This window comes from Burkholderia sp. JPY481 (genome assembly GCF_038900515.1).
GTDB classification, from domain to species: domain Bacteria; phylum Pseudomonadota; class Gammaproteobacteria; order Burkholderiales; family Burkholderiaceae; genus Paraburkholderia; species Paraburkholderia youngii.
The window spans coordinates 86,720-109,265 of sequence record NZ_JAYMRT010000009.1 but is presented as its reverse complement, the minus strand read 5'-3'; the positions used below and the strand labels follow the sequence as shown (position 1 = coordinate 109,265).

21 protein-coding genes, 1 tRNA gene and 2 riboswitches are annotated in these 22,546 nt (G+C 65.4%); of the genes, 6 read left to right on the top strand and 16 right to left on the bottom strand.

What is annotated here, in order from left to right:
* Window positions 1–7: 7 nt before the first annotated feature.
* The 8 genes from VSR82_RS21860 to VSR82_RS21825 all read right to left on the bottom strand — a co-directional run bounded on the left by VSR82_RS21860 (window position 8) and on the right by VSR82_RS21825 (window position 11,436).
* Window positions 8–1,735 (bottom strand): thiamine pyrophosphate-binding protein, encoded by a 1,728-nt coding sequence (locus VSR82_RS21860; RefSeq protein WP_498858069.1) that lies wholly within the window; start codon window positions 1,733–1,735, stop codon window positions 8–10.
* 239 nt (window positions 1,736–1,974) lie between these two features.
* On the bottom strand, window positions 1,975–3,363 hold the full coding sequence (locus VSR82_RS21855) for an L-serine ammonia-lyase (protein WP_176109942.1): 1,389 nt from the start codon (window positions 3,361–3,363) through the stop codon (window positions 1,975–1,977).
* 28 nt (window positions 3,364–3,391) lie between these two features.
* Window positions 3,392–4,522, bottom strand: coding sequence for an alginate lyase family protein (locus tag VSR82_RS21850; protein WP_429461411.1), 1,131 nt, complete (start codon window positions 4,520–4,522; stop codon window positions 3,392–3,394).
* Between the two features lie 124 nt (window positions 4,523–4,646).
* Window positions 4,647–7,583, bottom strand: a complete 2,937-nt coding sequence (gcvP, locus tag VSR82_RS21845; protein WP_429461409.1) for an aminomethyl-transferring glycine dehydrogenase — start codon at window positions 7,581–7,583, stop codon at window positions 4,647–4,649.
* A gap of 94 nt (window positions 7,584–7,677) precedes the next feature.
* The gene (gcvH, locus tag VSR82_RS21840; RefSeq protein ID WP_368585623.1) at window positions 7,678–8,058 is read right to left on the bottom strand and encodes a glycine cleavage system protein GcvH; all 381 of its coding nucleotides are present in this window, start codon (window positions 8,056–8,058) and stop codon (window positions 7,678–7,680) included.
* A gap of 60 nt (window positions 8,059–8,118) precedes the next feature.
* Window positions 8,119–9,237 carry a glycine cleavage system aminomethyltransferase GcvT gene (gcvT, locus tag VSR82_RS21835; protein WP_368585624.1) on the bottom strand — a complete coding sequence of 373 codons (1,119 nt, stop codon included), beginning with the start codon at window positions 9,235–9,237 and terminating at the stop codon, window positions 8,119–8,121.
* 80 nt (window positions 9,238–9,317) lie between these two features.
* Window positions 9,318–9,478, bottom strand: a riboswitch (glycine riboswitch).
* A 21-nt stretch (window positions 9,479–9,499) separates the two neighbouring features.
* Window positions 9,500–9,601, bottom strand: a riboswitch (glycine riboswitch).
* Between the two features lie 217 nt (window positions 9,602–9,818).
* Complete coding sequence (locus VSR82_RS21830; RefSeq protein ID WP_368585625.1) at window positions 9,819–10,169, bottom strand: hypothetical protein; 351 nt, start codon at window positions 10,167–10,169, stop codon at window positions 9,819–9,821.
* A 217-nt stretch (window positions 10,170–10,386) separates the two neighbouring features.
* On the bottom strand, window positions 10,387–11,436 hold the full coding sequence (locus tag VSR82_RS21825; RefSeq protein ID WP_429461406.1) for an oxidoreductase: 1,050 nt from the start codon (window positions 11,434–11,436) through the stop codon (window positions 10,387–10,389).
* A gap of 249 nt (window positions 11,437–11,685) precedes the next feature.
* Here VSR82_RS21825 and VSR82_RS21820 point away from each other — a divergent pair, with 249 nt between their 5' ends.
* Window positions 11,686–13,770 carry a UvrD-helicase domain-containing protein gene (locus VSR82_RS21820; RefSeq protein ID WP_176109948.1) on the top strand — a complete coding sequence of 695 codons (2,085 nt, stop codon included), beginning with the start codon at window positions 11,686–11,688 and terminating at the stop codon, window positions 13,768–13,770.
* Between the two features lie 115 nt (window positions 13,771–13,885).
* Here VSR82_RS21820 and VSR82_RS21815 read toward each other — a convergent pair whose 3' ends face one another.
* Entirely contained in the window at window positions 13,886–14,785 is a 900-nt protein-coding gene (locus VSR82_RS21815) for a c-type cytochrome (protein ID WP_368585627.1), read from the bottom strand.
* Window positions 14,786–15,092: 307 nt separating this feature from the next.
* On the opposite strand from VSR82_RS21815, the gene VSR82_RS21810 reads away from it, so the two are divergent.
* The 5 genes from VSR82_RS21810 to VSR82_RS21790 all read left to right on the top strand — a co-directional run bounded on the left by VSR82_RS21810 (window position 15,093) and on the right by VSR82_RS21790 (window position 18,246).
* Window positions 15,093–15,168, top strand: a tRNA-Arg gene (locus tag VSR82_RS21810).
* Window positions 15,169–15,262: 94 nt separating this feature from the next.
* The gene (locus tag VSR82_RS21805) at window positions 15,263–16,165 is read left to right on the top strand and encodes a tyrosine-type recombinase/integrase (protein ID WP_498858068.1); all 903 of its coding nucleotides are present in this window, start codon (window positions 15,263–15,265) and stop codon (window positions 16,163–16,165) included.
* 315 nt (window positions 16,166–16,480) lie between these two features.
* Entirely contained in the window at window positions 16,481–16,771 is a 291-nt protein-coding gene (locus VSR82_RS21800; protein ID WP_498858067.1) for a hypothetical protein, read from the top strand.
* The gene (locus VSR82_RS21795; protein ID WP_498858066.1) at window positions 16,768–17,835 is read left to right on the top strand and encodes a DUF1376 domain-containing protein; all 1,068 of its coding nucleotides are present in this window, start codon (window positions 16,768–16,770) and stop codon (window positions 17,833–17,835) included. Before VSR82_RS21800 ends, VSR82_RS21795 begins: the two co-directional genes overlap by 4 nt.
* Before the next feature lie 141 nt (window positions 17,836–17,976).
* Entirely contained in the window at window positions 17,977–18,246 is a 270-nt protein-coding gene (locus VSR82_RS21790; RefSeq protein ID WP_498858065.1) for a hypothetical protein, read from the top strand.
* 27 nt (window positions 18,247–18,273) lie between these two features.
* Here the strand turns inward: VSR82_RS21790 and VSR82_RS21785 are convergent, their stop codons facing one another.
* From VSR82_RS21785 to VSR82_RS21755, 7 genes are all read right to left on the bottom strand, one after another.
* Window positions 18,274–18,495, bottom strand: a complete 222-nt coding sequence (locus tag VSR82_RS21785) for a hypothetical protein (protein WP_498858064.1) — start codon at window positions 18,493–18,495, stop codon at window positions 18,274–18,276.
* Window positions 18,492–18,761: a helix-turn-helix domain-containing transcriptional regulator gene (locus VSR82_RS21780; protein ID WP_498858063.1), complete on the bottom strand. Its 270-nt coding sequence runs from the start codon at window positions 18,759–18,761 to the stop codon at window positions 18,492–18,494. The genes VSR82_RS21785 and VSR82_RS21780 overlap by 4 nt, the downstream gene beginning before the upstream one ends.
* Window positions 18,762–19,337: 576 nt before the next feature.
* Window positions 19,338–19,607 carry a hypothetical protein gene (locus VSR82_RS21775; protein WP_498858062.1) on the bottom strand — a complete coding sequence of 90 codons (270 nt, stop codon included), beginning with the start codon at window positions 19,605–19,607 and terminating at the stop codon, window positions 19,338–19,340.
* Between the two features lie 18 nt (window positions 19,608–19,625).
* Complete coding sequence (locus VSR82_RS21770; RefSeq protein WP_498858061.1) at window positions 19,626–20,351, bottom strand: hypothetical protein; 726 nt, start codon at window positions 20,349–20,351, stop codon at window positions 19,626–19,628.
* A 128-nt stretch (window positions 20,352–20,479) separates the two neighbouring features.
* Window positions 20,480–20,878, bottom strand: a complete 399-nt coding sequence (locus tag VSR82_RS21765) for a hypothetical protein (RefSeq protein ID WP_498858060.1) — start codon at window positions 20,876–20,878, stop codon at window positions 20,480–20,482.
* Between the two features lie 198 nt (window positions 20,879–21,076).
* Window positions 21,077–21,706 carry a hypothetical protein gene (locus tag VSR82_RS21760; protein WP_498858059.1) on the bottom strand — a complete coding sequence of 210 codons (630 nt, stop codon included), beginning with the start codon at window positions 21,704–21,706 and terminating at the stop codon, window positions 21,077–21,079.
* On the bottom strand, window positions 21,703–22,542 hold the full coding sequence (locus VSR82_RS21755; RefSeq protein ID WP_498858058.1) for a phage replication initiator YdaU family protein: 840 nt from the start codon (window positions 22,540–22,542) through the stop codon (window positions 21,703–21,705). The genes VSR82_RS21760 and VSR82_RS21755 overlap by 4 nt, the downstream gene beginning before the upstream one ends.
* Window positions 22,543–22,546 lie beyond the last annotated feature (4 nt).

Here is a 22,546-nt window from a genome sequence, read left to right as displayed (position 1 = left end):
CGCAATTTCACTCCCCCCGCATCTTCCTCCCCTGCTCACGAATCATATCGAGCGTCGCCGCGGGCGTGCTCGCCTCCTGCGGCATCCGGATCTCGATCACGGCCGGCAGCTGCGATTCGATCGCGCGCTGCAACGCCGGCAGAAAATCCCCGGTACGTTCAACGGTCTCGCCATGCGCACCGAACGAACGGGCGAATGCCGCGAAGTCCGGATTCGTGAGACCGGTGCCATGCACGCGATGCGGATAGTGCCGCTCCTGATGCATGCGGATCGTGCCGAAATGGCTGTTGTTGACGACGATGAACAGCACGCGCAGGTCATACTGCATCGCGGTTGCCAGCTCCTGCGCGGCCATCATGAAGCAGCCGTCGCCGGCGAGCGCGACCACCGCGCGTTGCGGATACAGCGACTTTGCCGCGAGCGCCGCCGGCACGCCGTAGCCCATCGCGCCGCTCGTCGGTGCGAGCTGCGAACGGAAGTGTCGATATGAGAAATGCCGATGCAGCCACGTCGCGTAATTGCCCGCGCCGTTGGTAACGATCGCGTCCTCGGGCAAATGCGCGCGCAACTGCTGGATCACTTCACCCATCTGCACGTAGCCGGGAACCGGACGCGGCTTGCGCCATTCCAGATACGCGCGATGCGCTTCTTCAGCGGCACCCGCCCAGGCGAGCTTGCCGGACGACGACGGTTCCAGCTCTGCGAGCATCGCCGCGAGTTCAGGCATGCCGGAGACGATCGGCAGATCGGCCGCATAGACGCGCCCCAGTTCTTCCGCGCCCTGATGCACATGCACCAGCGTCTGTTTCGTCTTCGGGATATCGAGCAGCGTGTAGCCGTTGGTCGTCGCTTCGCCGAGGCGCGGACCGAGCGTGAGCAGCAGGTCCGCATCGCGAATGCGCTGAGCGAGCGCGGGATTGATGCCGAGACCGACGTCGCCCGCATAGTTCGGATGCTCGTTGTCGAAGGTGTCCTGGAAGCGGAACGCGAGGCCGATCGGCAGCTGCCAGTTTTCGATGAATCGCCGCAGGTCCGCGCATGCGGTCGTTGTCCAGCCGCTGCCGCCGGCGATCACCATTGGACGTTGCGCGCCTTCGAGCAACTCGCGCAGCTTCGTGATCTGCGCTGCCGATGGCGACGCCGCCACGCGTTGATAAGCGGGCGCGCCAGGCACCGCGTCGCAGGCATCGCTCAGCACGTCTTCGGGCAATGCCAGCACTACAGGCCCCGGCCGCCCCGAGGTGGCCGTATGAAACGCGTGGCTCAGATATTCGGGGATGCGCTTCGGGTCGTCGATCTGCGCGACCCACTTCGCCATCTGACCGAACATGCGCCGGTAGTCGATCTCCTGGAACGCCTCGCGATCGAGATGTTCGCGCGCACACTGGCCGATCAGCAGGATCATCGGCGTGGAGTCCTGAAACGCGGTGTGCACGCCGATCGACGCATGCGTCGCGCCCGGTCCGCGCGTGACCAGCGCGACACCCGGGCGGCCGGTCAGCTTGCCGACCGCTTCGGCCATGTTCGCGGCCGCGGCTTCGTGACGGCAGACGATCGTCTGGATGCGCCCGGTTTCGTCATGCAGCGAATCGAGCACGGCGAGAAAGCTTTCGCCGGGAACGCAGAAAACACGTTCGACGCCGTGCGTGAGCAACGCATTGACGACGAGGCGCGCGCCGGTCGTGCGTGCGGTATGGGAAGCGGAATGGGCAGCGGGAGCATTCGGCAGCGACATTGCGAAGAAGCCTCCTGGCAGTGCGTGAGTGCGTTGGAATGGAGCCGCATCGGCGGAACCTGCAACAGCGGCCGATGGGCGATTTGACAGCTTACGCCGAGCACGTGGGCGTTGTCATGGCGCAGCGCAACTGTTCGATCGGCGTAGGCGCAACGCGGTTGCCCAAATGAAAAACGCGGGCCACAGGGCCCGCGCTTTTCCGATTCCATCGCATGCAATTGGATGCCGCGCTCAACGCCTCAACACTCGACGATATTCACCGCGAGGCCGCCGCGCGACGTTTCCTTGTACTTGGTCTTCATGTCCGCGCCGGTTTCGCGCATCGTCTTGATCACCGAATCGAGCGACACGTAGTGGCTGCCGTCGCCGCGCAACGCCATGCGCGCGGCATTGACCGCCTTCACCGATGCCATCGCATTGCGCTCGATGCACGGAATCTGCACCATGCCGCCAACCGGATCGCAAGTGAGCCCGAGGTTGTGCTCCATGCCGATTTCCGCGGCGTTCTCGACCTGCTTCGGCGTGCCGCCCATCACGGCGGCCAGCGCGCCCGCGGCCATCGAGCACGCGACGCCGACTTCCCCCTGGCAGCCGACCTCCGCGCCGGAAATCGACGCGTTCAGCTTGTACAGGATGCCGATCGCGGCGGCCGTCATCAGGAAGTCGATCACGCCCTGCTCGTTCGCGCCCGGCATGAAGCGCGTGTAGTAATGCAGCACCGCCGGAATGATGCCGGCCGCACCATTGGTCGGTGCGGTGACGACGCGCCCGCCCGCGGCGTTCTCTTCGTTGACGGCGATCGCGTACAGGTTGATCCAGTCGACCATCGACAGCGGATCCTGCAGTGCGCGCTCAGGGTTGCCCGTCAACGCGCGATACAGCTGCGGCGCGCGCCGCTTCACCTGGAAGGGGCCGGGCAAGTGACCATCGGCGTCGGGATTGTTGATGCCGCACCCGCGTGCGACGCATGATTGCATCACGTCCCAGATCTTCAGCAGACCCGCGCGCGTTTCTTCCTCGCTGTGCCAGACTCGTTCGTTTTCCCACATCAGCTGCGCGATGCTCTTGCCACTCGACGCGCACAGCGCGAGCAACTCATTGGCGGTACGAAACGAGTGCGGAAGCTGATCGACGGCGCTCAGCACCTTCGTGTTCGGCGCGCCAGCCGTCACGACGAAGCCGCCGCCGACCGACAGATAGGTCGACTCGCGCAGCGTCGCGCCTTGCGCATCGAACGCGAACAGCTTCAGGCCGTTCGGATGCTCGGGCAATGCCTGGCGATAGAACGCGATCTGCTCTTTCTGCACGAAAGGCACCTCGTGCGTGCCGAGCAGCGCGAGTTTGCGCGACGTGCGCACCGCTTCCAGCCGTTGCGCGATCGTGTCGGGATTCACGGTGTCGGGCGCATCGCCCATCAGACCTAGCATCACGCCGCGATCGGTGCCGTGCCCCTTGCCGGTCGCGCCGAGCGAGCCGTACAGCTCTGCTTTCACCGCTGCTGTGGAATCGAGCAGCCCGTCGCGCTCGAGCCCCTGGACGAACATCAGCGCCGCGCGCATCGGCCCGACCGTATGCGAGCTCGACGGACCAATGCCGATTTTGAAGAGATCGAAGACGCTGACTGCCATGTACTGCTCCCTGCGTATAGATAAGAGTTTAGCGCGCCGCCAGCGGCAGGCACACGGCGAGCCACGCGGGCGGCGTCGGTGCGAGCTGCAGCGCGACTGGCGTAAAGCGTCCATCGAGACGCGCCGCCAGGTGAAACAGTTCCGCCGCGTTCTTCGGATCCCACCGACCCGAATAACCGGGCAAGCCGGCCTCGCGACGTTTTGCATCGAACGCGACGTTCGAATGCACGAATTCCTCATGCGTCTGGGCGCCCATCGCAAAGGGCACGAGCCAGTTCAGCGCGGCGAGCAGCGTCGCGCCGTTCGCGCCCTTTTCCTGTAGCCAGTTGCGGTTGTGGCGGCGCGCGGCGAGCGCGGCCGTCACCAGCGGTTGCAGATCGTAGGTGACGTAGTGCAGTGCATCACGCTCGCCGAAGTCGATTGTCGAGCCGTCCGGCGCGATGTTGTCGCCGATATGCTCGACGAACAGCCGCTGCGCCGCGTTGATCATCTTGCGATTGTCGAGCGTGAACGCAGCCATCGCGATCAGCTTGATGCGGTGGCTTTGCCAATTGTTGCGGAACGTGCCGGTGAGCGGCCGCGGCTGCGCGTCGATCTGCGCGATATAGCCGTTGGCGAACTTCGTCAGAAACGCCATCGCCGCGTTGCGCGTTTTGACGGGCAGCGCACTCGCGGTCATGTCATACGCGAGGATCAGCCCTTCGAAACCCGTTTCGTCGATCGGATTGAAGCTCGGCTGATAGGTCGTGACCCACGCATACAGCAGACGATCGACGAGCTTCAGGAAGCGGTCGTCGCTGGTCGCGCGCCACGCGAGCGCGGCGTCGCGCAGCAGGTCGAGATCTTTCTGCGCTTCGACGCTCTGATCGTAGATGCCCTCGTGCGGCAGCGTGCCTTCGGTGTGCAGTTTCGCGAGCGCATGCGGCTGCTCGTTCAGATGCGCCTGCACGTTGGCGACGAGCGCCTTGACGCCGGGATCGGCATTGGTGCGCTCGCTCGTTTGCAGCGCCGGCGCCGCGCAAAAATTCATCGCGGCTTGCGCTTCGCGCAGCGGCAACAGCACGGCCGCACCGGCCAACAGCACAGCGTAAGCCGGTCGCCACGGACGGACACCCGCCGCCTCGTCCCGGCTTTGCATCAATCGCACCTTTCGCGCCATGCGAAACTCCTCGTTAGGCTGATTCGGTGTGTGATGTTAGCCGGTTGCGGCTTTCAACAACAGGATCGCGCGCGCACGCTGATGGACCTTCGCAGCGCCGCGCGTGACTTCCCTTGACTCACTCTTACTCGTAATCGGCGATCGGCACGCACGAGCAGAACAGGTTGCGATCGCCGTACACGTTGTCCGCACGACCGACCGGCGGCCAGTACTTGTTCGCGATCAGCGTCTTCAGCGGATACGCAGCGGTCTCGCGCGCATACGCATGCTTCCAGTCGTCGGCGATCACGACCGCCGCGGTGTGCGGCGCGTGCTTCAGCGGATTGTCCTCGCGGTCCGAGCGGCCTTCCTCGACCGCGCGGATTTCCTCGCGGATCGCGATCATCGCCTCGATGAAGCGATCGAGCTCTTCTTTCGACTCCGATTCGGTCGGCTCTACCATCAGCGTGCCCGGCACCGGGAAGCTCATCGTCGGCGCGTGGAAGCCGTAGTCGGCGAGGCGCTTGGCGACGTCGTCGACGGTGATGCCGCTCGTGTCCTTGATCGGACGCAGATCGAGAATGCACTCGTGCGCGACGAGACCGCCGGGGCCCGAGTACAGCACCGGATAGTGCGGCGCGAGCTTGTTCGCGACGTAGTTCGCGTTGAGGATTGCGGTTTCGGTCGCGGCCGTCAGGTTTTTCGCGCCCATCATCGCGATGTACATCCACGAGATCGGCAGGATCGACGCCGAGCCGTACGGCGCGCCCGACACCGCGCCGATGCCGTTCTCCGCGCGCTGATAGCCCGACGAAGTCTGGTTCGGCAGGAACTGCGCGAGGTGCGCGCCGACCGCGACCGGACCGACGCCTGGTCCGCCGCCGCCGTGCGGAATGCAGAAGGTCTTGTGCAGGTTCAGGTGCGAGACGTCGCCGCCGAACTGGCCCGGCGCGCACAGGCCGACCATCGCGTTCATGTTCGCGCCGTCCACGTACACCTGGCCGCCGTGCGCATGCACGATCTCGCAGATTTCGCGGACGTTCTGTTCGAACACGCCGTGCGTCGACGGGTACGTGATCATGATCGCCGCGAGCTTATCGGCGTGCTGCGCGGCCTTCTTCTTCAGGTCTTCGATATCGACGTTGCCCTGCGCGTCGCATGCGACGACCACGACCTGCATGCCGGCCATCTGCGCCGACGCCGGGTTCGTGCCGTGCGCCGACGCGGGAATCAGACAGACGTTGCGATGCGCTTCGCCGCGCGACGCGTGATATGCGTGGATGATCAACAGACCCGCGTACTCGCCCTGTGAGCCCGCGTTCGGTTGCAGCGATACGGCCGCATAGCCTGTCGCGGCGACCAGCATCTCTTCGAGCTGATCGATCATCTCGCGGTAGCCGACGGTCTGTTCGGCCGGTGCGAACGGATGGATCTGGCCGAACTCGGGCCACGTGACCGGCAGCATTTCCGACGTCGCGTTCAGCTTCATCGTGCACGAGCCGAGCGGGATCATCGAGCGATCGAGCGCGAGGTCCTTATCCGACAGGCTGCGCAGGTAGCGCAGCATTTCCGTTTCCGAGTGATGACGGTTGAACACGTGATGCGTGAGGTACGCGCTCGTACGTTCGAGCGCGGCCGGCACCGACGCGGTCTTCGATGCGCTCAGCGCGGCGTCGAGCGCGTCGACTTGCGGCACGTCGCTCTTGAAGGCCGCTTGCGCGAACACCGCGAGCAGGTCGGCCAGATCCTGGCGCGTGGTGGTTTCGTCGATCGACAGGCCGACTTGTGTCGCGCTCACGTGGCGCAGGTTGATGCGTCTCGCCGTGGCCGCGTCGTGCAGCGCTTGCGTGCGTGCGCCGGTGTCGAACGTGAGCGTGTCGAAGAAAGTTTCGTTGACGAGCTTGTAGCCGAGTTGCTTCGCGCCTTCGGCGAGCAGCGTGGCGATGCGGTTCACGCGCAGCGCGATCGTCTTCAGGCCGCGCGGCCCGTGATAGACCGCGTACATGCTCGCCATGATCGCGAGGAGCGCCTGTGCGGTACACACGTTCGAGGTCGCCTTCTCGCGGCGGATGTGCTGCTCGCGCGTTTGCAGCGCGAGCCGCAGCGCCGGGTTGCCTTGCGCGTCGACGGTCACGCCGACCAGCCGTCCCGGCATCTGCCGCTTGAATTCATCGCGCACCGCGAGGTATGCGGCATGCGGGCCGCCGAAGCCGACCGGCACGCCGAACCGCTGCGTATTGCCGACGGCCACGTCCGCGCCCCATTCGCCCGGCGGCGTCAGCACCGTCAGCGCGAGCAGGTCGGCGGCGACGACCACATGGCCACCCGCCGCGTGGATCGCTTCGGTCAGTGCGCGGTAGTCGCGCACGTCGCCGTTCACGCCCGGGTATTGCAGCAGCACGCCGAAGGCGTTGGCGTTGGCGGCTTCGGCGGCCGGGCCGACCTTCACTTCGATGCCGACCGGCGTCGCGCGCGTCTTCACGACTTCGATGGTTTGCGGCAATACGTCGTCGGCGACGAAGAACACGTTCGACTTCGGTTTGCCGACACGCTGCAGCAGCGTCATCGCTTCGGCGGCGGCGGTCGCTTCGTCGAGCAGCGATGCATTCGAGATCGCGAGGCCGGTCAGGTCGGTGACCATCTGCTGGAAGTTCAGCAGCGCTTCCAGACGGCCTTGGGAAATTTCAGGCTGATACGGCGTGTACGCGGTGTACCACGCCGGATTTTCCAGCACGTTGCGCAGGATCACCGTCGGCGTATGGGCGTTGTAATAGCCCTGGCCGATGTAGGAGCGGAACACCTGGTTCTTGTCCGCGAGTTCGCGCAAGGCCGCGAGCGCTTCGGCTTCGCTCTTCGGTTGCGCGAAGGGGCCGAGCGGCAGCGCTTCGGTGCGGCGGATCGTCTTCGGGATGACGGCGTCGATCAATGCCGCGCGCGACGCGAAGCCGATTGCTTCGAGCATCGCTTGCTGGTCGGCCGTATCCGGGCCGATATGCCGTTCGGCGAAGGCGTCGTGCACTTCGAGCGCGGCGAGCGAGAGAGGAGTGCGGTTCATCAGACGATCCGGGTGTTCGAGCTTCATGGGTGTTCCTGGCGGCGCGGCGCGCGCCGTGGTGCGAGCGCCGCGCCTGACGGTTAAAACGAAAACTGAATCAGGCAGTGAGTCAGGTCGTAACTCAGGCGCCGATCGACTTCGCGTACGCGTCGGCGTCGAGCAGACGCTCGAGCGACGCGTCGGCGGCCGGCTTGATCTTGAACAGCCAGCTGTCGTACGGCGTGCTGTTGACGGTGTCCGGCGAGTCGCCGACGGTCGTGTTCGCTTCGATGACTTCGCCCGAAACCGGCGCGTAGATATCGGAAGCGGCCTTCACCGATTCGATCACGGCGACGGTGTCGCCCGCGGTCACGGACTTGCCGAGTTGCTGGACTTCGAAGAAGACGATGTCGCCGAGCGCTTCCTGCGCGTGGTCGGTGATGCCGACCGTCAGCGTGCCGTCCGCTTCGGTGCGGACCCATTCGTGCGATTCGGTGTATTTCAGATCGGCCGGGATGCTCATTGGATGCTCCTGAACGGTATGTTCGGTAGTGGTTTGAATGTAGGGGCGTGCGCCGGCCGCTTAAACCGCCAGCACCTTGCCGTTGCGCACGAACGGCAGTTTTACCACGCTTGCGGGGCAGGCTTTGTCGCGAATCTGGACATGCACAGTGTCGCCCGGCTGCACGCCTTTCGGCACGCGCGCGAAGGCGATCGATTCCTGCATGGTGGGCGAGAACGTGCCGCTGGTGATTTCGCCGTCGCCGTGCGGCGTGATGACCTTCTGATGCGCGCGCAGCACACCGGCGGCCTTGCCGTTTTCCTTCAGCAGGATCAGGCCGACGAACGCGGCGCGCGAGCCGCCGGCTTCGAGGCTGCTTTTGCCGATGAAGTCGCGCGGCGAGGTGAGGTCCACGGTCCATGCGAGACCGGCGTCGAGCGGCGAGACATTGTCGTCCATGTCCTGGCCGTAAAGATTCATGCCGGCTTCGAGGCGCAGCGTGTCGCGTGCGCCGAGACCGGCCGGGCGCACGCCTTGGGCGGCGAGCGCATTCCACAGCGCTTCGACATGCTTAGCGGGCACGATGATCTCGAAGCCGTCTTCGCCGGTGTAGCCGGTGCGCGCGACGGTCAGCTCGCCGAACGGCGTGCCGTCGACGCGCGCGGCGTTGAACGGCTTCAGCGCTTCGGTCGCGGCGCGCGCGGCCGGCACGGTTTGCCAGGCTTTTTCGCGCGCGTTCGGGCCTTGCACGGCGACGATCGCCAGATCGCGGCGCGGCGTGATGGTGAGGCCGAAACCACCTTCGGCGTTGAGCTGGCCGAACCAGGCGATGTCTTTGTCGGCGGTGCCGGCGTTGACGACCACGCGGAAGTGGTCTTCGCCGAAGTAATAGACGATCAGGTCGTCGATCACGCCGCCGTTCGGATTCAGCATGCAGGAGTAGAGCGCGCGACCCGGGGTTTGCAGCTTCGCGACGTTGTTCGCGAGCGCGTATTCGAAGAACGCGCGGACGCGCTCGCCGGTGAAGTCGACCACGCACATGTGGGACACGTCGAACATGCCGGCGTCGGTGCGCACCGCGCGATGTTCCTCGATCTGCGAGCCGTAGTTGACGGGCATGTCCCAGCCGCCGAAGTCGACCATGCGGGCATTGAGCGCACGGTGAGCGGCGTGGAGCGGGGTGTGTTTGAGTTCGGTCATGGGGCCTCGGGCGTCTCGCGGAACAAAAAAGGCCATGCGGCGCACTGCCTCGCGGCCGTGTGCCTGCGAGCGTGGTTCTGCATGACCCCTCTGTCCTCGATACCTGAGAGATTGCGCCGCCGCGACGGGCTCAATGAGCTCGATTCGTCGCGGTGAAACGCGCGCCCCTTCGGTGGGCAGCCTGCCTGCGGTGCACGACGTGCGACGCGGATGGCTACTGCCGCTCTCCAGAGTGCGAAAAAGCCGCCGGAAGACGGGTTTTTCGACGCGGTCGGTCCTTTTGCCTGAGAGTTTGCGGGTGTGCCCCTTCGGCGGCGCGGCCTGCGATTTTTCGCTTGCCAGCACGCTCTCCCGACGCGTGCGGCGAATGTACGCGACGGGCCGGGGCTTGTCAAATAAAGGGCCGGGAGCGCAGTGAGGGCGACTGCGACTGTTTCGGGGTGTCAAAAAGAAAAGCGCGGAGCGTATGCCCGCGCTTTTGAATTGCTCGTCCCGGCGCTATCCGTCACCGCACCATGAGTGGTAGTGGGTGCTCACCCGCTGCTCGCTTGCCAACTCGGTTTGCCGGCTTGCTCGCCGACTCACTCGCCGATCGCGTGAGCCGCATTGTCCAGCTCCTGGTTCAGCACGCGCTGTTCTTCCGCGGACAAACCGCCGCCATGCTGCGTGGCCATGTCGTGTGCTTCCTGGCGGATCGTCTCGAGGCGGTGATGCAGCGCGGCGCCTTGCGGCGGCGGGTAATAGCCCTGATTCACGCGAGTGTCGATACGGCGCGCGAGATTGTCGATGCGGCCCTCGACCTGATGCAGGCGCTGGTCCGCGATCTGCTGCGGAGTGGGGCTCGGGCGCGGGGCCGGCGGCGGCGTTACCACGCAGGCGGCGACGGAGCCGAGCAGCGCGCATGCAACAAGGGCACGGATGATTCGAGACATGGATTCTCCCGGAGTCGTTGTCGTATCGATTACTACCTCGCTAGCAACGGATGACGAGGAACGCCCGCTGACTCGGCAGCGGGCGAATTTGTAACGTTATGTTCCTTTCTGGAACGTCAGGAAAGCCCCGCGCCGACGGCCTACGCGGCGCGAAAGGTCATCCCGTTTTCGGTACACAGACCGCGCGAGCACGGTGCGACGCACAGCGATGCAAGGCTCAGCGAATGCGCTCGAACGGCAGCCGCACGCCCTGCTCGGAGCTGCGCGCGGCCAGTTCGATGATCGTCATGACGTCGACCGCGTCGCGCGTGCTGACCGGGAATGCGACGCCGTTCTGGATCGCGTCGGCCAACGCAATGTAGAAGCCTGCGTACTCGCCGTTGCGGGTCGGCAATTCGCGCTCGACTTCCTGGTCGCCTTCGAGCACGCGCAGCACGCCTGGCGTGTTGCCGGCGCCGAAGCCTGCGTCGCCGGGGCGCAGGCCGGCTTTCAGCTGATCTTCCTGGGTGTCGAGGCCGTGCTTCACATAGCTGCCGCGCGTGCCATGGATCGCAAAGCGCGGTCCCGGCAATGCGGTCAACGCGCTTGCATGCAGCACGACCTCGAACTCCCCATAGCCGAGCTGGATGTGCACGTAGTCGGGGGCGCTTGCGTCGTCGCGATGCGTGCGCACCGTCGCCGAGACGGTCTGCGGTGCGCCGAAGAGGGCGAGCGCCTGGTCGATCAGATGCGGACCGAGATCGAACAGCAGACCGCCGCCGCGCGTCGCGTCCTCGCGCCAGCGCTGACGCACGCCCGGCCGGAAGCGGTCGAAATGCGATTCGTAGTGCGTGACGCGACCGAGCTCCACGCGCGCGAGCAGATCGCGCACGGTCAGAAAATCGCCGTCCCAGCGGCGGTTGTGAAAGGGTGCGAACAGCTTGCTGCGGGCGAGCGCGATATTCGCGAGAGTGTGGGCGTCGGCGGCGCTCAGCGTGACAGGCTTGTCGACGACCACGTGCTTGCCGGCTTCGAGCGTGCGGCGCGCGAGGTCGAAGTGGGTGTCGTTGGGCGTCGCGATCACGACGCAGTCGATGTCGTCGAGCGCGAGCAGCGCGTCGAGATCCGGGACGATCTTCGCGTGCGGATAGTCGGCGTGCGCGCGCTCGGATTGCCCGGTCGCAATCGCGGCGACGCTCGCGCGTCCGCAATGTTCGATCACCGGTGCGTGAAACGTCGCGCCGGCGAAGCCGTAGCCCATCAATCCAACCTTCAGCGATGCGGACATGCGATTCTTCCTGGAGGAACGGCGCGCCGCCTTGCCACCGCGGCGGCGGCGCGCAATCTCATCATTGTGGCATTTGCGGGCTGGACCGGGGGCTGAGCATCACCCCATTGCGGGGTCCATCGCGGTTGTCCATGTTAACATCGCACCTCTCGCGCGCATCGAGCCGCGCAGCATGCCCCGGGCCTTCGGCCGGCGCTTCCCGCCAGTCCGACCTCAGCGGCCCTCAACCGTATTACCCATCCACAAACGATGTCCGCAGGCCTGAACCCCGCTCAAAGTGAAGCGGTCCGTTATCTCGACGGTCCCTGTCTCGTGCTCGCCGGCGCCGGCAGCGGCAAGACACGCGTGATCACGCAGAAAATCGCGCACCTGATCGAAGCGAAGGGCTTCGAGCCACGCCACATCGCCGCCGTCACATTCACGAACAAGGCCGCGGCGGAAATGCGCGAGCGCGTCGGCAAGCTGCTCGAGGGCAAGACGCTGACCGCCCCGGGCAAGGAAGGCCGCAAGGTGCCCGTGAACCAGCTGACGGTGTGTACCTTCCACTCGCTCGGCGTGCAGATTTTGCGGCAGGAGGCGGAACACGTCGGCCTGAAGCCGCAGTTCTCGATCATGGATTCCGACGACTGCTTCGGCATGATCCAGGAACAGGTCGGCTCGACGGACAAGGGCTTCATCCGCAAAATCCAGTCGATCATCTCGCTGTGGAAGAACGGCCTGATCATGCCCGAGCAGGCGATCGCGACCGCATCGACCGAGGACGAGCACCAGGCGGCGATCGTCTATCGCAACTACGTGGCGACGCTGCATGCGTATCAGGCGGTCGATTTCGACGATCTGATCCGCCTGCCCGCCGAACTGTTCGCGAGCAACGAGCAGGTGCGCGACCGCTGGCAGAACAAGCTGCGCTATCTGCTGATCGACGAGTATCAGGACACCAATGCGTGCCAGTACGAACTGGTGAAGCTGCTGGCCGGCAAGCGCGCGGCGTTCACGGCGGTCGGCGACGACGACCAGGCGATCTACGGCTGGCGCGGCGCGACCCTCGAAAACCTCGGCCAGCTCGGCAAGGATTTTCCGAATCTGCACCTGATCAAGCTCGAGCAGAACTACCGTTCGACGGTGCGCATCCTGACCGCCGCGAACAACGTGATCGCGAACAACCCGAAGCTGTTCGAGAAGAAGCTGTGGTCCGAGCACGGCATGGGCGACACGATCACGGTGACGGGCTGCAACGACGAGGAGCACGAGGCGGAGTCGGTCGTGTTTCGGCTGTCCGCGCACAAATTCGAGCGGCGCGCGAATTTCCGTGACTACGCGATCCTGTATCGCGGCAACTTCCAGGCGCGCATCTTCGAGCAGGTGCTGCGCCGTGAACGGATTCCGTACGTGCTGTCGGGTGGCCAGTCGTTCTTCGACAAGGCCGAGATCAAGGACATCTGCGCGTACCTGCGTCTGATCGCCAATGCGAACGACGACCCCGCGTTCATCCGCGCGATCACGACACCGCGTCGCGGCGTCGGCAATACGACGCTGGAGGCGCTCGGCGCGTTCGCGGGCCAGGCGAAGGTGTCGCTGTTCGAGGCGGTCTACATGGGCGGCATCGAGGCGCGGCTGTCGCCGCGTCAGATCGAGCCGATGCGCGCGTTCTGCGACTTCATGCAGCGCCTGACCGACCGCGCGGAGAAGGACGCGGCAGGCACGCTGCTCGACGAGCTGATGGAAGCGATCCACTACGAAGCGTATCTGTACGACGCGTTCGATGAACGCCAGGCGCAGGCGAAGTGGCAGAACGTGCTCGAGTTCATCGAGTGGCTGAAGCGCAAGGGCACGAAGGAGGAGCCGGCGGCCGGCAGCGAGGCGACCGGCTACGACACCGCCGACGGCCTCGGCGACACCGGCAAGAACCTGCTCGGCCTGATCCAGACGGTCGCGCTGATGTCGATGCTCGAAGGCCGCGAGGAAGATCCGGATGCGGTGCGGCTGTCGACCGTGCATGCGTCGAAGGGGCTCGAGTATCCGCACGTATTTCTGGTCGGCGTCGAGGAAGGCATCATGCCGCATCGCGGCGGCGCGGACGACGAGCCGATCGACGACGCGCGCATCGAGGAGGAGCGCCGGCTGATGTACGTCGCGATCACGCGCGCGCAGCGCAGCCTGCATCTGAACTGGTGCAAGAAGCGCAAGCGGGCGCGGGAAACGATCGTCTGCGAACCGTCGCGCTTCATCAACGAAATGCTGCTCGACGATGCGCCGCCGCCGACGCCGGAAGAAGCGCCGATGTCGCCGAAGGACCGGCTCGCGAGTTTGAAGGCGCTGTTGCAGAAGGCGTGAGCGGGCGGCGCTTCAAGTGGCGCCCGGAACGGTTGCTTGTCCTTGCGCATAAACAATCCCTGCATCGCGTTAGCGCATGCAGGGATTTTTAGTTTAGCGGCCGATGCCGCCCGTTTTACTTCACCGCGCTGACCATATAGTCGACCGCCGCCTTCACGTCCGCATCCGATGCATTCGAGCCGCCCTTCGGCGGCATCGCGCCCTTGCCGTGCAGCGCGTAGTTGTAGACCGTGTCCATCGAGTCCTTCAGGCGCGGCGCCCATGCTTCCTTGTCGCCGAACTTCGGCGCGTTCAGCACGCCGGCCGCGTGACAAGCCTGACATACCGACTGATACAGCGCCTTGCCGGCCTGCGAAGCATCCGCGCTTTGTGCGCCGCCCGCTGCCGGGGCGGGAGTCTGCGGCACGCTGGCCATGGCGGCCATCGCCGCGGCGGCTTGGGCCGCGCCTGCATCCGATGCGGCTGCCGTGCCGGATGCCGCAGCGGCACCCGATGCCGCCGCCGCGCCCGCCGCCGGCTGCGCCGGCTCGGGGAAGCTCGCGCCCGAATTGTTCGCCATATAGACGACCGCGCGCGCGATCTCGAAGTCGCTGTAGTCGTCGGGGCTGGTGCCGCCGCGCGGCGGCATCGCACCCTTGCCGGACAGCGCGGTGTGCCACAGCGTGTCGAAGCCTTGCGCGATGCGCGGCGCCCAGTCGGCGGTGTTGGTGAATTTCGGCGCGCCTGCGGCACCCGACGCGTGACACGCCGAGCAGACCGCCTTGTAGACTTCCTCGCCGGTCTTGTAGACGCGCGGGGCGTTGGCGTCGCGGATCTCGACCTGGGCGATCGGATGGATGCGGGAGGTGACTTCGGCTTCGGAGAGGGAGTCGGTGCCGGCGCCGGTGCGTGTCGAATTATCGACGTAGACGGCGAGCAGAACGATGATGATGATCGGCACAGCAAACCCGGCGATGACCGCGGCGATGAGCTGTGCTGGGGTTTTGATCGGGGCTCCGTGTGGTGCTTCGCTCATGCTTGTCTCGTCTCCGTGGGTATGTGAGCGGTACAGCGCGACGGCAACTTCTTGTTCTTTGTCAGCCACGGACGATTATAGACGCAAGGTTTCGGCGGCGGCGAGGGGGCCTGGAGGGTGTTCAGCAGGCGTTTACCCGGATCGGCATGCACGATGACAGGGCTCGGGGAAGACGCTGAGGCGGGCGTCGGAGGCCGTCCGGTGGACGGTTCGGCTGAAACCGGGTATGCTTGCGGTCTCTCGCGTTGGCGTCGAGTCCATTCTGGTTGTCGCGCTTTCGTGTTAAGTCCCCGCAGTTTGTAGTGATGCGCCCGTAGCTCAATGGATAGAGTACTGCCCTCCGAAGGCAGGGGTTGCTGGTTCGATCCCAGCCGGGCGCGCCAGAATTACCCGCAAAGCCTTACTGGATAAGGGTTTGCGGCGGGTGCCACGACTTCCGGCAGGCGACATTCCTCACAGTGGACTGGAGCCTTTTCCGTGCAACCCAAAATCAACCTTCGGGCCGCCATGGCCCTCGTCAGCGTCCACCAGGCCGCCGACCTTTCCTTCCGTGAACTGGCCGACGCATATTGCGCGGTCGTATTCGACAATGCCGATCTCCGCCTGAGAAAGTGGGTCGAGGCGTTCGGCCATCAGTCGGCGTGGAGTATCACCACGCGGGATCTTTCGCTGGCCGCGGAGGCGATGATGCAGTCCGGCCAGTACCAGGCATCGACCGTCAACCGCGACCTGAGCCAGATCGGCACACTCTACAAATGGGCGAATCGCCGCCACTTGGCGCCTGCCGGTTTCACGTCCCCGACAATCGGTCTGCAACGCTATTCCGAGTCGATGCGGCGCGTGGAGGTCTCCGAGAAGGAAATCGCCGCGCTTATCAAGGGCGCGCACGCCTACGTCGATCGACGCTTTGCCGCCTATGTCCGTCTGCTGATTGACACCGGCGCGCGCCGCGGAGAGGTTCGCGAGCGCCGCTGGCGGGACGTGAATCTCGACGCCCGCACGATCGAGGTCGTCAAAACCAAAACGGACCGACCAAGAACCCTTTTCTTTACCGAGGAAACGGCCGCGCTCGTGCGCCGTGTATGGCCTGAGTCGGAGCGCAAGCCCGACGATCTGCTCTTTGCGGGCAAGGTGCCGGGCCAGTGCATCGACTACAAAAAATCCTGGCTGGATCTGGTCGCCGCAATCGGACGGCCCGACCTGCATCAGCACGACTTGCGACACCATCGCGCCGCCGAGTTGCTCCGATCGGGCGTCACGATCGGCGTGGCCGCCCAAGTGTTAGGGCATTCCGCGACGGTCTTGGAGCGCCGTTACGGGCATCTCGAAAGCGAGACATTGCGCAGGGCGGCGGAAGGATCATGGTCGAACGCGGCATAGTCACGCGCGAGCACTCAACACATACAAGCCCCGTATCGCCGGGGCTTTTTTTGTTGTCCGCGCGGTCGCCGCTCATTCGCGCGCAACATAGTTTCGTGTTTTTTTCTCACAGCACATGCAACACGGAATATTCTGCAGTGGCAGGAATAATCCACCCGGTTTGAAACCAAGTTTCCAGGCATTCATGTCTGGAATGTCGCGACGATGATTCATGAGATTTCCTCCCTTCTTTTTGCTCTCCTGATGCGTTAAAAATGCCGCCCATGCCTGCCGGAAGCGAGCATTACGCAAGTAATACGTATAGGAGTGCACATCATGAGCGAAGTATTGAACAAATGGGATACAGGCGCCGCCGCTTGGGATGAATTCTGTAAGAACTATGGCCGGCCGCTCGGCCTGAAGGGTGGACAGAATTCGTGGGTCAACTTTCAGCGCAAGTACGTCGAGCAATTGCTGGCTTGTGGCATCGCGCGCCGGGTCTCGAAACGACGCATGATCGTGGTCGATAAAGAGCGTTTCGCGCCGGCCGCGTTCGATCTGCTCACGCTCGGCAAGTTGCCGGACGACGGCGCGGCGAACGCGTCGCATGGCGGTCTGCACGAATGACGGAATTACCGGGGCCGCTAACCCCGCCGGACTGCGATCTGCGCAATTTTCCATACATGCCGCTGGAGGTGGCGAGGCTGTGCGATAGCGACCTTGCTGCGCTCGAATCTCCCGAGGCGTGCTGGGCGGCGCTGCTGCTGTGGTGCAAGGCGTGGCATCAGGTTCCCGCCGCCTCACTTCCCGACGACGACCGCGTGTTGGCGAAGCTGACCGGCTATCAGCGTTCGCCGCAGGCGTGGCTATCAATCCGAGCTGGCGCGCTGCGCGGCTGGGTCAAGTGCGCCGATGGGCGGCTCTACCATCCAGTCGTCGCCGAAAAGGCGCGCGAGGCATGGCTGGCAAAGCTAACCCAGCGCTTCAAGACTGAATGTGCACGCATCAAAAAGCACTGCGAGCGCCACGGCCTGGAATACGCTGCGCTCGATTTTGACGACTGGCTGGCGGCGGGCCGCCCGTGCGGACAACCCCTCAAAAAGGCTGTCCCGACTACAACCCCTGAATGTCCCGACGACAACCCCATGGTGTCGCTGGGACAGCTGGCGAATGTCGCAGGGACACTCCCCCAATGTCGCGAGGAAAACGGCTCCAAGAGAACAGAAGGGAACGGAATAGAAGTTAACACCATAGGTTCTAACGGCGGCGTACGGGCTTTGATACCGGATAGGGGTGTGGATAACTGTCTGCCGCTCGCCGCCGTTGATGGTTTTGAATTGCTTCGAAGCTTGGAGCGAGTGCGAGGCAAGACCATGCGCGAGCCGACCGCGCAGCAAGTCGCCGAACTGGCCGCGAGGGCACCGACCGATGTCGAGGGGCGAAAGGCGCACGAGCTGGGCGTGAAAGCGCGCGAGCGGGACAAGGACGGGACCGCCATCAATCCGGGTTTCTGGCTAAGGATGATCGACGAGGTGCGCAAACCACCGAAGCCGAAATCCCTCGCCAGCATGACGGACGACGAGCTAATGGCCGAAGCGAAGCGCTGGAAAATCGGTACCCACGGACTGGACCGCTGGCCGCTTATCGCTGCGATTCAAAAGGCCATCGACGTCCAGCAGGGTGCCGCTTGATCGCGATTTCGGGCGAGCAAGGCCTTTTCGCCGCGTACGCGTGCTTTAAGCCGCTGGAGGGCTTAAGCCTTGTCTGCATATCAACCGCCCCCCGCGAGCGGTTTCTGGCGGTAAATCTCTGCCGAGAGAACGAGACTGAGCATGAAAAACATCGACGAGAGCCCCGTCGAGGAGAAGCTGGCTGAGCGACGGGCGCGCGAGCTGGCGCAAACGTCGATCATGTATCGGGGCGTCAAGGAGCGCGCATTCGCTGGCGGCGCGTCTCCGCGCCAGGCTATCAAGGCTTTCTGCCTGTACTGCATGGGAGATCTGCGGGCTGAGGTCCGCGATTGCACGAGCTATGCATGTCCGCTGCACGCATACAGGCCGTACCAGACCGACCCCGGGCCGGAGGAGGGCGGCGAGGAATGAGCGCCCCGAAACCCGGCGGGTTTTCTGTCACGCCGGCCGCTCGCTCTCCGCCGCCGAGAAAATTTCGAGGAATGTCGGAAACGGCTCGCAGCCTGTCTCCTCGGGCGCCACGAAACACGATCGGCCGCACGCGATCGCGACAAGCTCGGTGGCCTGAAGCAACGCGCCGGGATGCTCGACGTTTTCGCGCATCGCCGCGCCGAGGTAGGCGGCGCGGGCCTCGCGCGTCGAGAGGGCGGACGCCGTCATGCGGCCGGCGCGGCTTTCGCGCGGAACGTCATTTCGAGCCCCAACTCGCCGAGTAGCGCCCGCAGCTCAAAAATGGAAAGCTCGCCGGCGCGGCCGGCTGTCGCAAGGAGATCCGCACGGCCACACGAGCGTGCGACGATCGCGAGCATGTGCGGGAGCACGCGCGGATCGTCCTCGTCGAGGGCGCCGTCGAGGAACAGCGCGCGATCCTCGGACGTGTCGAGATCCTCGGCCGCATCAAAGCGTTTCAGGTCGGAGATTTTCATGTGCATTTGCTCATTTTTGCGCCACGAATATATCCGTCGCCGAGATCCTCCGCCAGCATATCGGCGCGTTGCTTTAAATGAGCGCTTGCGCGAGTGCGCAATACACGGAAAACGCCACACTGGCGCGTTTGAAAAAAATCACCCTCCTGACGAAAACCCCGCTCCAGCGGCCGGAATTTTGATTTTTCACACTGCCCGCGCGCGCGAGGGCGATCGGAAACACGAGGGGGAGGCGTGTCGGTGTGGGTCCCGCGCGTTACCCGCGCGTTACCCGGTGCGGGAGACGCGTGCGACCTTACCAGGCTGACGGCCAGTATCCGCCGGGCGTGTTCGGCGTTTCAAGGCACACCGCGCCACTTATCAGGGATAAGCGTCGCGGGAATGGCGGGCTAAAAAGCCCCTCCCGTCTCTTTCGAGGGGAGGGGGCAGAGCTACGCGGAAAAGTGCCGCGCCTCCCCGGAGTCTCGGGAGGGCGCGGCGGCCGGGGTTATTCGCTCGCGGGGCGGAGATCCCGCCATGCGTTACGGGGCAAAAACCCCGCGAGCCCGACACGACCGGCTAGTCGGCCTTGCTCCGTTACGCGGCGCGCGGTCCGTCGTCGTCGCGATCGCGGCGCGAGGTCTCGGCCAGGATCGGCGCCGGCGCCTCGTCCGTCACGGAGAGCTTGCCCTCCTCGATCAGTAGTTTTCCTAACCAGTCTTTTTTGAACGCGGTCCAGTCGGCGACGCCGACCTCGCTAACGCCATTTTTTGAGCGGAAACCCCGGTGCGTGAGCATCGTCCCGGCGCCGCCGGCGAGGTTGGGAACGACAAACGGCGTTTTCGAATGGTTTTTCACATAAGGCATTTTCTAACCCTCCCTGGCTTACTGGACATTGCGGCGCATACGCTCGCCGCGCGCGGACTCGCCGACATTCGCCGGCCGGCTCACGAGATAACGGAAACCACGCGCCGAAAGGTCGCCGAGCGCCCCCGCCATCGCCTCGCGGGCGTGCGCCTCGACCCCGGGGTCGCGTGCCGGGTTCGCGATCGGCGCGACTCCGCGCAGTCGCCGCGCGACGTTCGCCGTTGTGCCGTCGGCGAACGTCGGGACCGGCGCGAGCTTCGCGAGCATGTCGAGCGCGGCGGACGCGGCGGAGACGGCCGCGCCATACGCGCGCCGCGTGTCGTCGATCGAGGCGAGACACTCGGCGACGATCTCGCGGAGCAAGGTCTCGTATTGCGCGACGCCGTCGAGCTGGGCGCCAATCAGCGCGCCGATTTTTTCGTTGATCGCGTGGCGCCGCGCGCGGTGATAGTCGGCGTCGTCGTCGCGTTCGAGCGTGCTTCTCAGCTCCTCACGCTCGGCGCGGTGTTCTTCGCGAAATGCGCGCAGCGCGGCCGAGCGTTGCGCGGGCTCACCGTCGGCGGTTTCGAGCTGGGCCTCCTCACGGTTGAGCCGGTCGAGCGTGCGGCGTGCGCCGACGGTGTCGCCGGCCGCGCCCTCGTCGAGCTGGACGATCGAGTCGCGCAATCGCCCGTTTAACGCCTCGTTTGCCTCGATCGCCTCGCGGGCGCGCACGAGGAGCGGCTGAAGCCGCGCGATCAGCACGCCGGCGCCGGCCGTATGCGCCACTGGCGCGCTTGCCTCGATCGGGGACGCGGCCGGGGGCGTGGAACTGACGGCGGGCTTAGGCGCGGGCTTGCTGGCGGCGCGCGGCGGCGCCTTTCTCATCGTGCTCATTTGCGCGCCTCCGACATGAGTCCCACGACGGCGGCGGCGTTTGCCTGGCGCGCGCTTTCGAGCGCACGCTCGCGCGCGGCCGTGGCGCCAGCATTGCGGGCCGCCCGGGCGAGACGCTCGCGCTCGGCCTCGTCGGCGCGATCGCGTTCGAGCTGGAGATCGGCCTGGCGCTGGCTCTCGCGCGCCTGTTCGAGTTGCTGCGTCGCGAGCGGGACATACTCGGCCGGGTTTTCGGCAACGCCCATAAACGGCTGTGCGCTCGCGTAGTCGGCGAGCCAGCGCCGGCGTGCGCGGTCCGGATCGGGCTCGGCGTCGGCCGCCGGGGGTGAGGGATTGCGGAAGCACGCGACACAGCCACAGCCGGCGCGGTGGACGGATTCATCAACGAATCGCATTTCGATAACCTCCAAAAAAACCCGCCGGGGTGAAAAATCGCGGTCAGGAGTCCCGCAAAAAAGTCCCGGCGGACAAGCGGGGATACCTCTCAAAAACTCCAGAAAACCCCCGGACGGGCTCGCGCCTCCGGCAAAGGGTCGAGGGTCGCCGACGGCATGGCGGCCCGATTTGCTCCCTCGCCGGGGATTTTTCGCTGACTACGGATCGTCGATCGCCGGCCTCGCCGGAACGCAAAAGCGCATGCGGAGCTGGGCGAGGCACGCGGTCAGGGCGTCCGGTGATCCCGTCGGGCCGCTCCGGCGCGGCGGCGGGGGCAGGGCGGGGACGCGTTTCGGGATAGGAGGGAGATCCGCGCGGCGCTCCAGCTCGCGCAATGCGCGCTCGAAACGCGGCCGTAGCGCGCTCGGCGGCTCGGAACGCAGCTCAATCGCGCCGACGCGCACGGCGGCCCAGAAAATCGCCGGATGCGTCCACACGTCGCCGTCGCCGTCGCGCCGGTTCATTTGCGTGATTGCCTCGTCGAGCGCCTCGTCCACGTCGATGCGCATCGCCTGGAGAAACTCGGGGAGATTCGGCGGGTAACGGTGCGAGCGCTGGCAAACGCCGAGCGCGCGGGCGACGTCGGCCGGCGTGACGGCCTCGGCCTCGAACGCCTCGCCCCAGGCCGCGCGCCAGTTGGCGATCGCCGTCGGGCTCGGGAAAAGATTGCTCCAGCGGCCGGGATACATGCCGTCGAGCTGGTCGAAAAGATGATCGAGCAACGACCGGCCATCGAGGCGCGGGTCGGGCCGGTTCCAGGTGTCGAGGAGTTTCGGGGGGATCGTCATGCGGACCTCCGCTCATTGACGACGGCGCGCGGGTCGAATTTCGCCGGCGCACTGCTGGCGGCGCGAGGCAATGGGAGGAGCGATGTCCAGGAGTTGGCCGTCGATCGGTTGAGCACGGCTCGCGGGTCGTTGCCTGCATCGCGCAGCTTCGCGAGATCCTCGACGAGAAGCGCCAGCGCGCGCGGTGTTTTCGGCGGCTTGCGGATCGCGCGCCGCATTTCGAGAAACCCCTCCCAGGCGTCGACAGGAACCCAGGCGGGGACGACAAACGGCGGCGACGGCGGAGCCGGCGACGTTTTGGGGGGCTTGGGGGGGTTACCCCCTCTGGTACTGGTACTGGTACTGGTACTGGTACTGGTACTGGTACTGGTGCCGTGACTCCCCCCGGAGTCCTTTGGGAGTCCCGCGTCTGTCCCATGGGACAGACCCTGGACGACTACGGAATTTTCAGCGGCCAGTTTGGCTCGCTGGATAGCCTTGCGCCCGCTCTCTTTCGCGCGTTTTTCCAGCATTTCCAGCACGCGAATTGTGACGGTGTCGTGATAGAGACGCCCGTCGCCGGCGCGCCGCCAGCCCCGCATGAGTTTGTCGCGGGACCGGGCGAACGTGTCGGAGTCCATACCGATATGCGCGGCGATCAGCTCGTCGCTATCGGGCAGGGAGCCACACGGCGCCTGTTGCCAGGCCGTCGTCCAAAGCATGAGTAACCACGGACGCAGCTCGGGCGGGGCGAGTGCCCAAGTGTCGGACTGTTGAATCCGTTCGAGATCCAGCTCGAAACGCCAGCCCTTGGCGCGCGTGTCGTACGGATAAGGAATGTCGTCGGGGGCCATCATCGAC

Bases quoted from the DNA above. Each gene is read 5' to 3' on its own strand.
- VSR82_RS21820 (WP_176109948.1), top strand. From the start codon at position 11,686: ATGTCCGCAGGCCTGAACCCCGCTCAAAGTGAAGCGGTCCGTTATCTC.
- VSR82_RS21765 (WP_498858060.1), bottom strand. From the start codon at position 20,878: ATGCGATTCGTTGATGAATCCGTCCACCGCGCCGGCTGTGGCTGTGTC.
- VSR82_RS21785 (WP_498858064.1), bottom strand. From the start codon at position 18,495: ATGACGGCGTCCGCCCTCTCGACGCGCGAGGCCCGCGCCGCCTACCTC.
- VSR82_RS21860 (WP_498858069.1), bottom strand. From the start codon at position 1,735: ATGTCGCTGCCGAATGCTCCCGCTGCCCATTCCGCTTCCCATACCGCA.
- VSR82_RS21855 (WP_176109942.1), bottom strand. From the start codon at position 3,363: ATGGCAGTCAGCGTCTTCGATCTCTTCAAAATCGGCATTGGTCCGTCG.
- VSR82_RS21830 (WP_368585625.1), bottom strand. From the start codon at position 10,169: ATGTCTCGAATCATCCGTGCCCTTGTTGCATGCGCGCTGCTCGGCTCC.
- VSR82_RS21815 (WP_368585627.1), bottom strand. From the start codon at position 14,785: ATGAGCGAAGCACCACACGGAGCCCCGATCAAAACCCCAGCACAGCTC.
- gcvT (WP_368585624.1), bottom strand. From the start codon at position 9,237: ATGACCGAACTCAAACACACCCCGCTCCACGCCGCTCACCGTGCGCTC.
- VSR82_RS21775 (WP_498858062.1), bottom strand. From the start codon at position 19,607: ATGCCTTATGTGAAAAACCATTCGAAAACGCCGTTTGTCGTTCCCAAC.
- gcvP (WP_429461409.1), bottom strand. From the start codon at position 7,583: ATGAAGCTCGAACACCCGGATCGTCTGATGAACCGCACTCCTCTCTCG.
- VSR82_RS21795 (WP_498858066.1), top strand. From the start codon at position 16,768: ATGACGGAATTACCGGGGCCGCTAACCCCGCCGGACTGCGATCTGCGC.
- VSR82_RS21760 (WP_498858059.1), bottom strand. From the start codon at position 21,706: ATGACGATCCCCCCGAAACTCCTCGACACCTGGAACCGGCCCGACCCG.
- VSR82_RS21780 (WP_498858063.1), bottom strand. From the start codon at position 18,761: ATGAAAATCTCCGACCTGAAACGCTTTGATGCGGCCGAGGATCTCGAC.
- VSR82_RS21825 (WP_429461406.1), bottom strand. From the start codon at position 11,436: ATGTCCGCATCGCTGAAGGTTGGATTGATGGGCTACGGCTTCGCCGGC.
- VSR82_RS21800 (WP_498858067.1), top strand. From the start codon at position 16,481: ATGAGCGAAGTATTGAACAAATGGGATACAGGCGCCGCCGCTTGGGAT.
- VSR82_RS21790 (WP_498858065.1), top strand. From the start codon at position 17,977: ATGAAAAACATCGACGAGAGCCCCGTCGAGGAGAAGCTGGCTGAGCGA.
- gcvH (WP_368585623.1), bottom strand. From the start codon at position 8,058: ATGAGCATCCCGGCCGATCTGAAATACACCGAATCGCACGAATGGGTC.
- VSR82_RS21755 (WP_498858058.1), bottom strand. From the start codon at position 22,542: ATGATGGCCCCCGACGACATTCCTTATCCGTACGACACGCGCGCCAAG.
- VSR82_RS21850 (WP_429461411.1), bottom strand. From the start codon at position 4,522: ATGGCGCGAAAGGTGCGATTGATGCAAAGCCGGGACGAGGCGGCGGGT.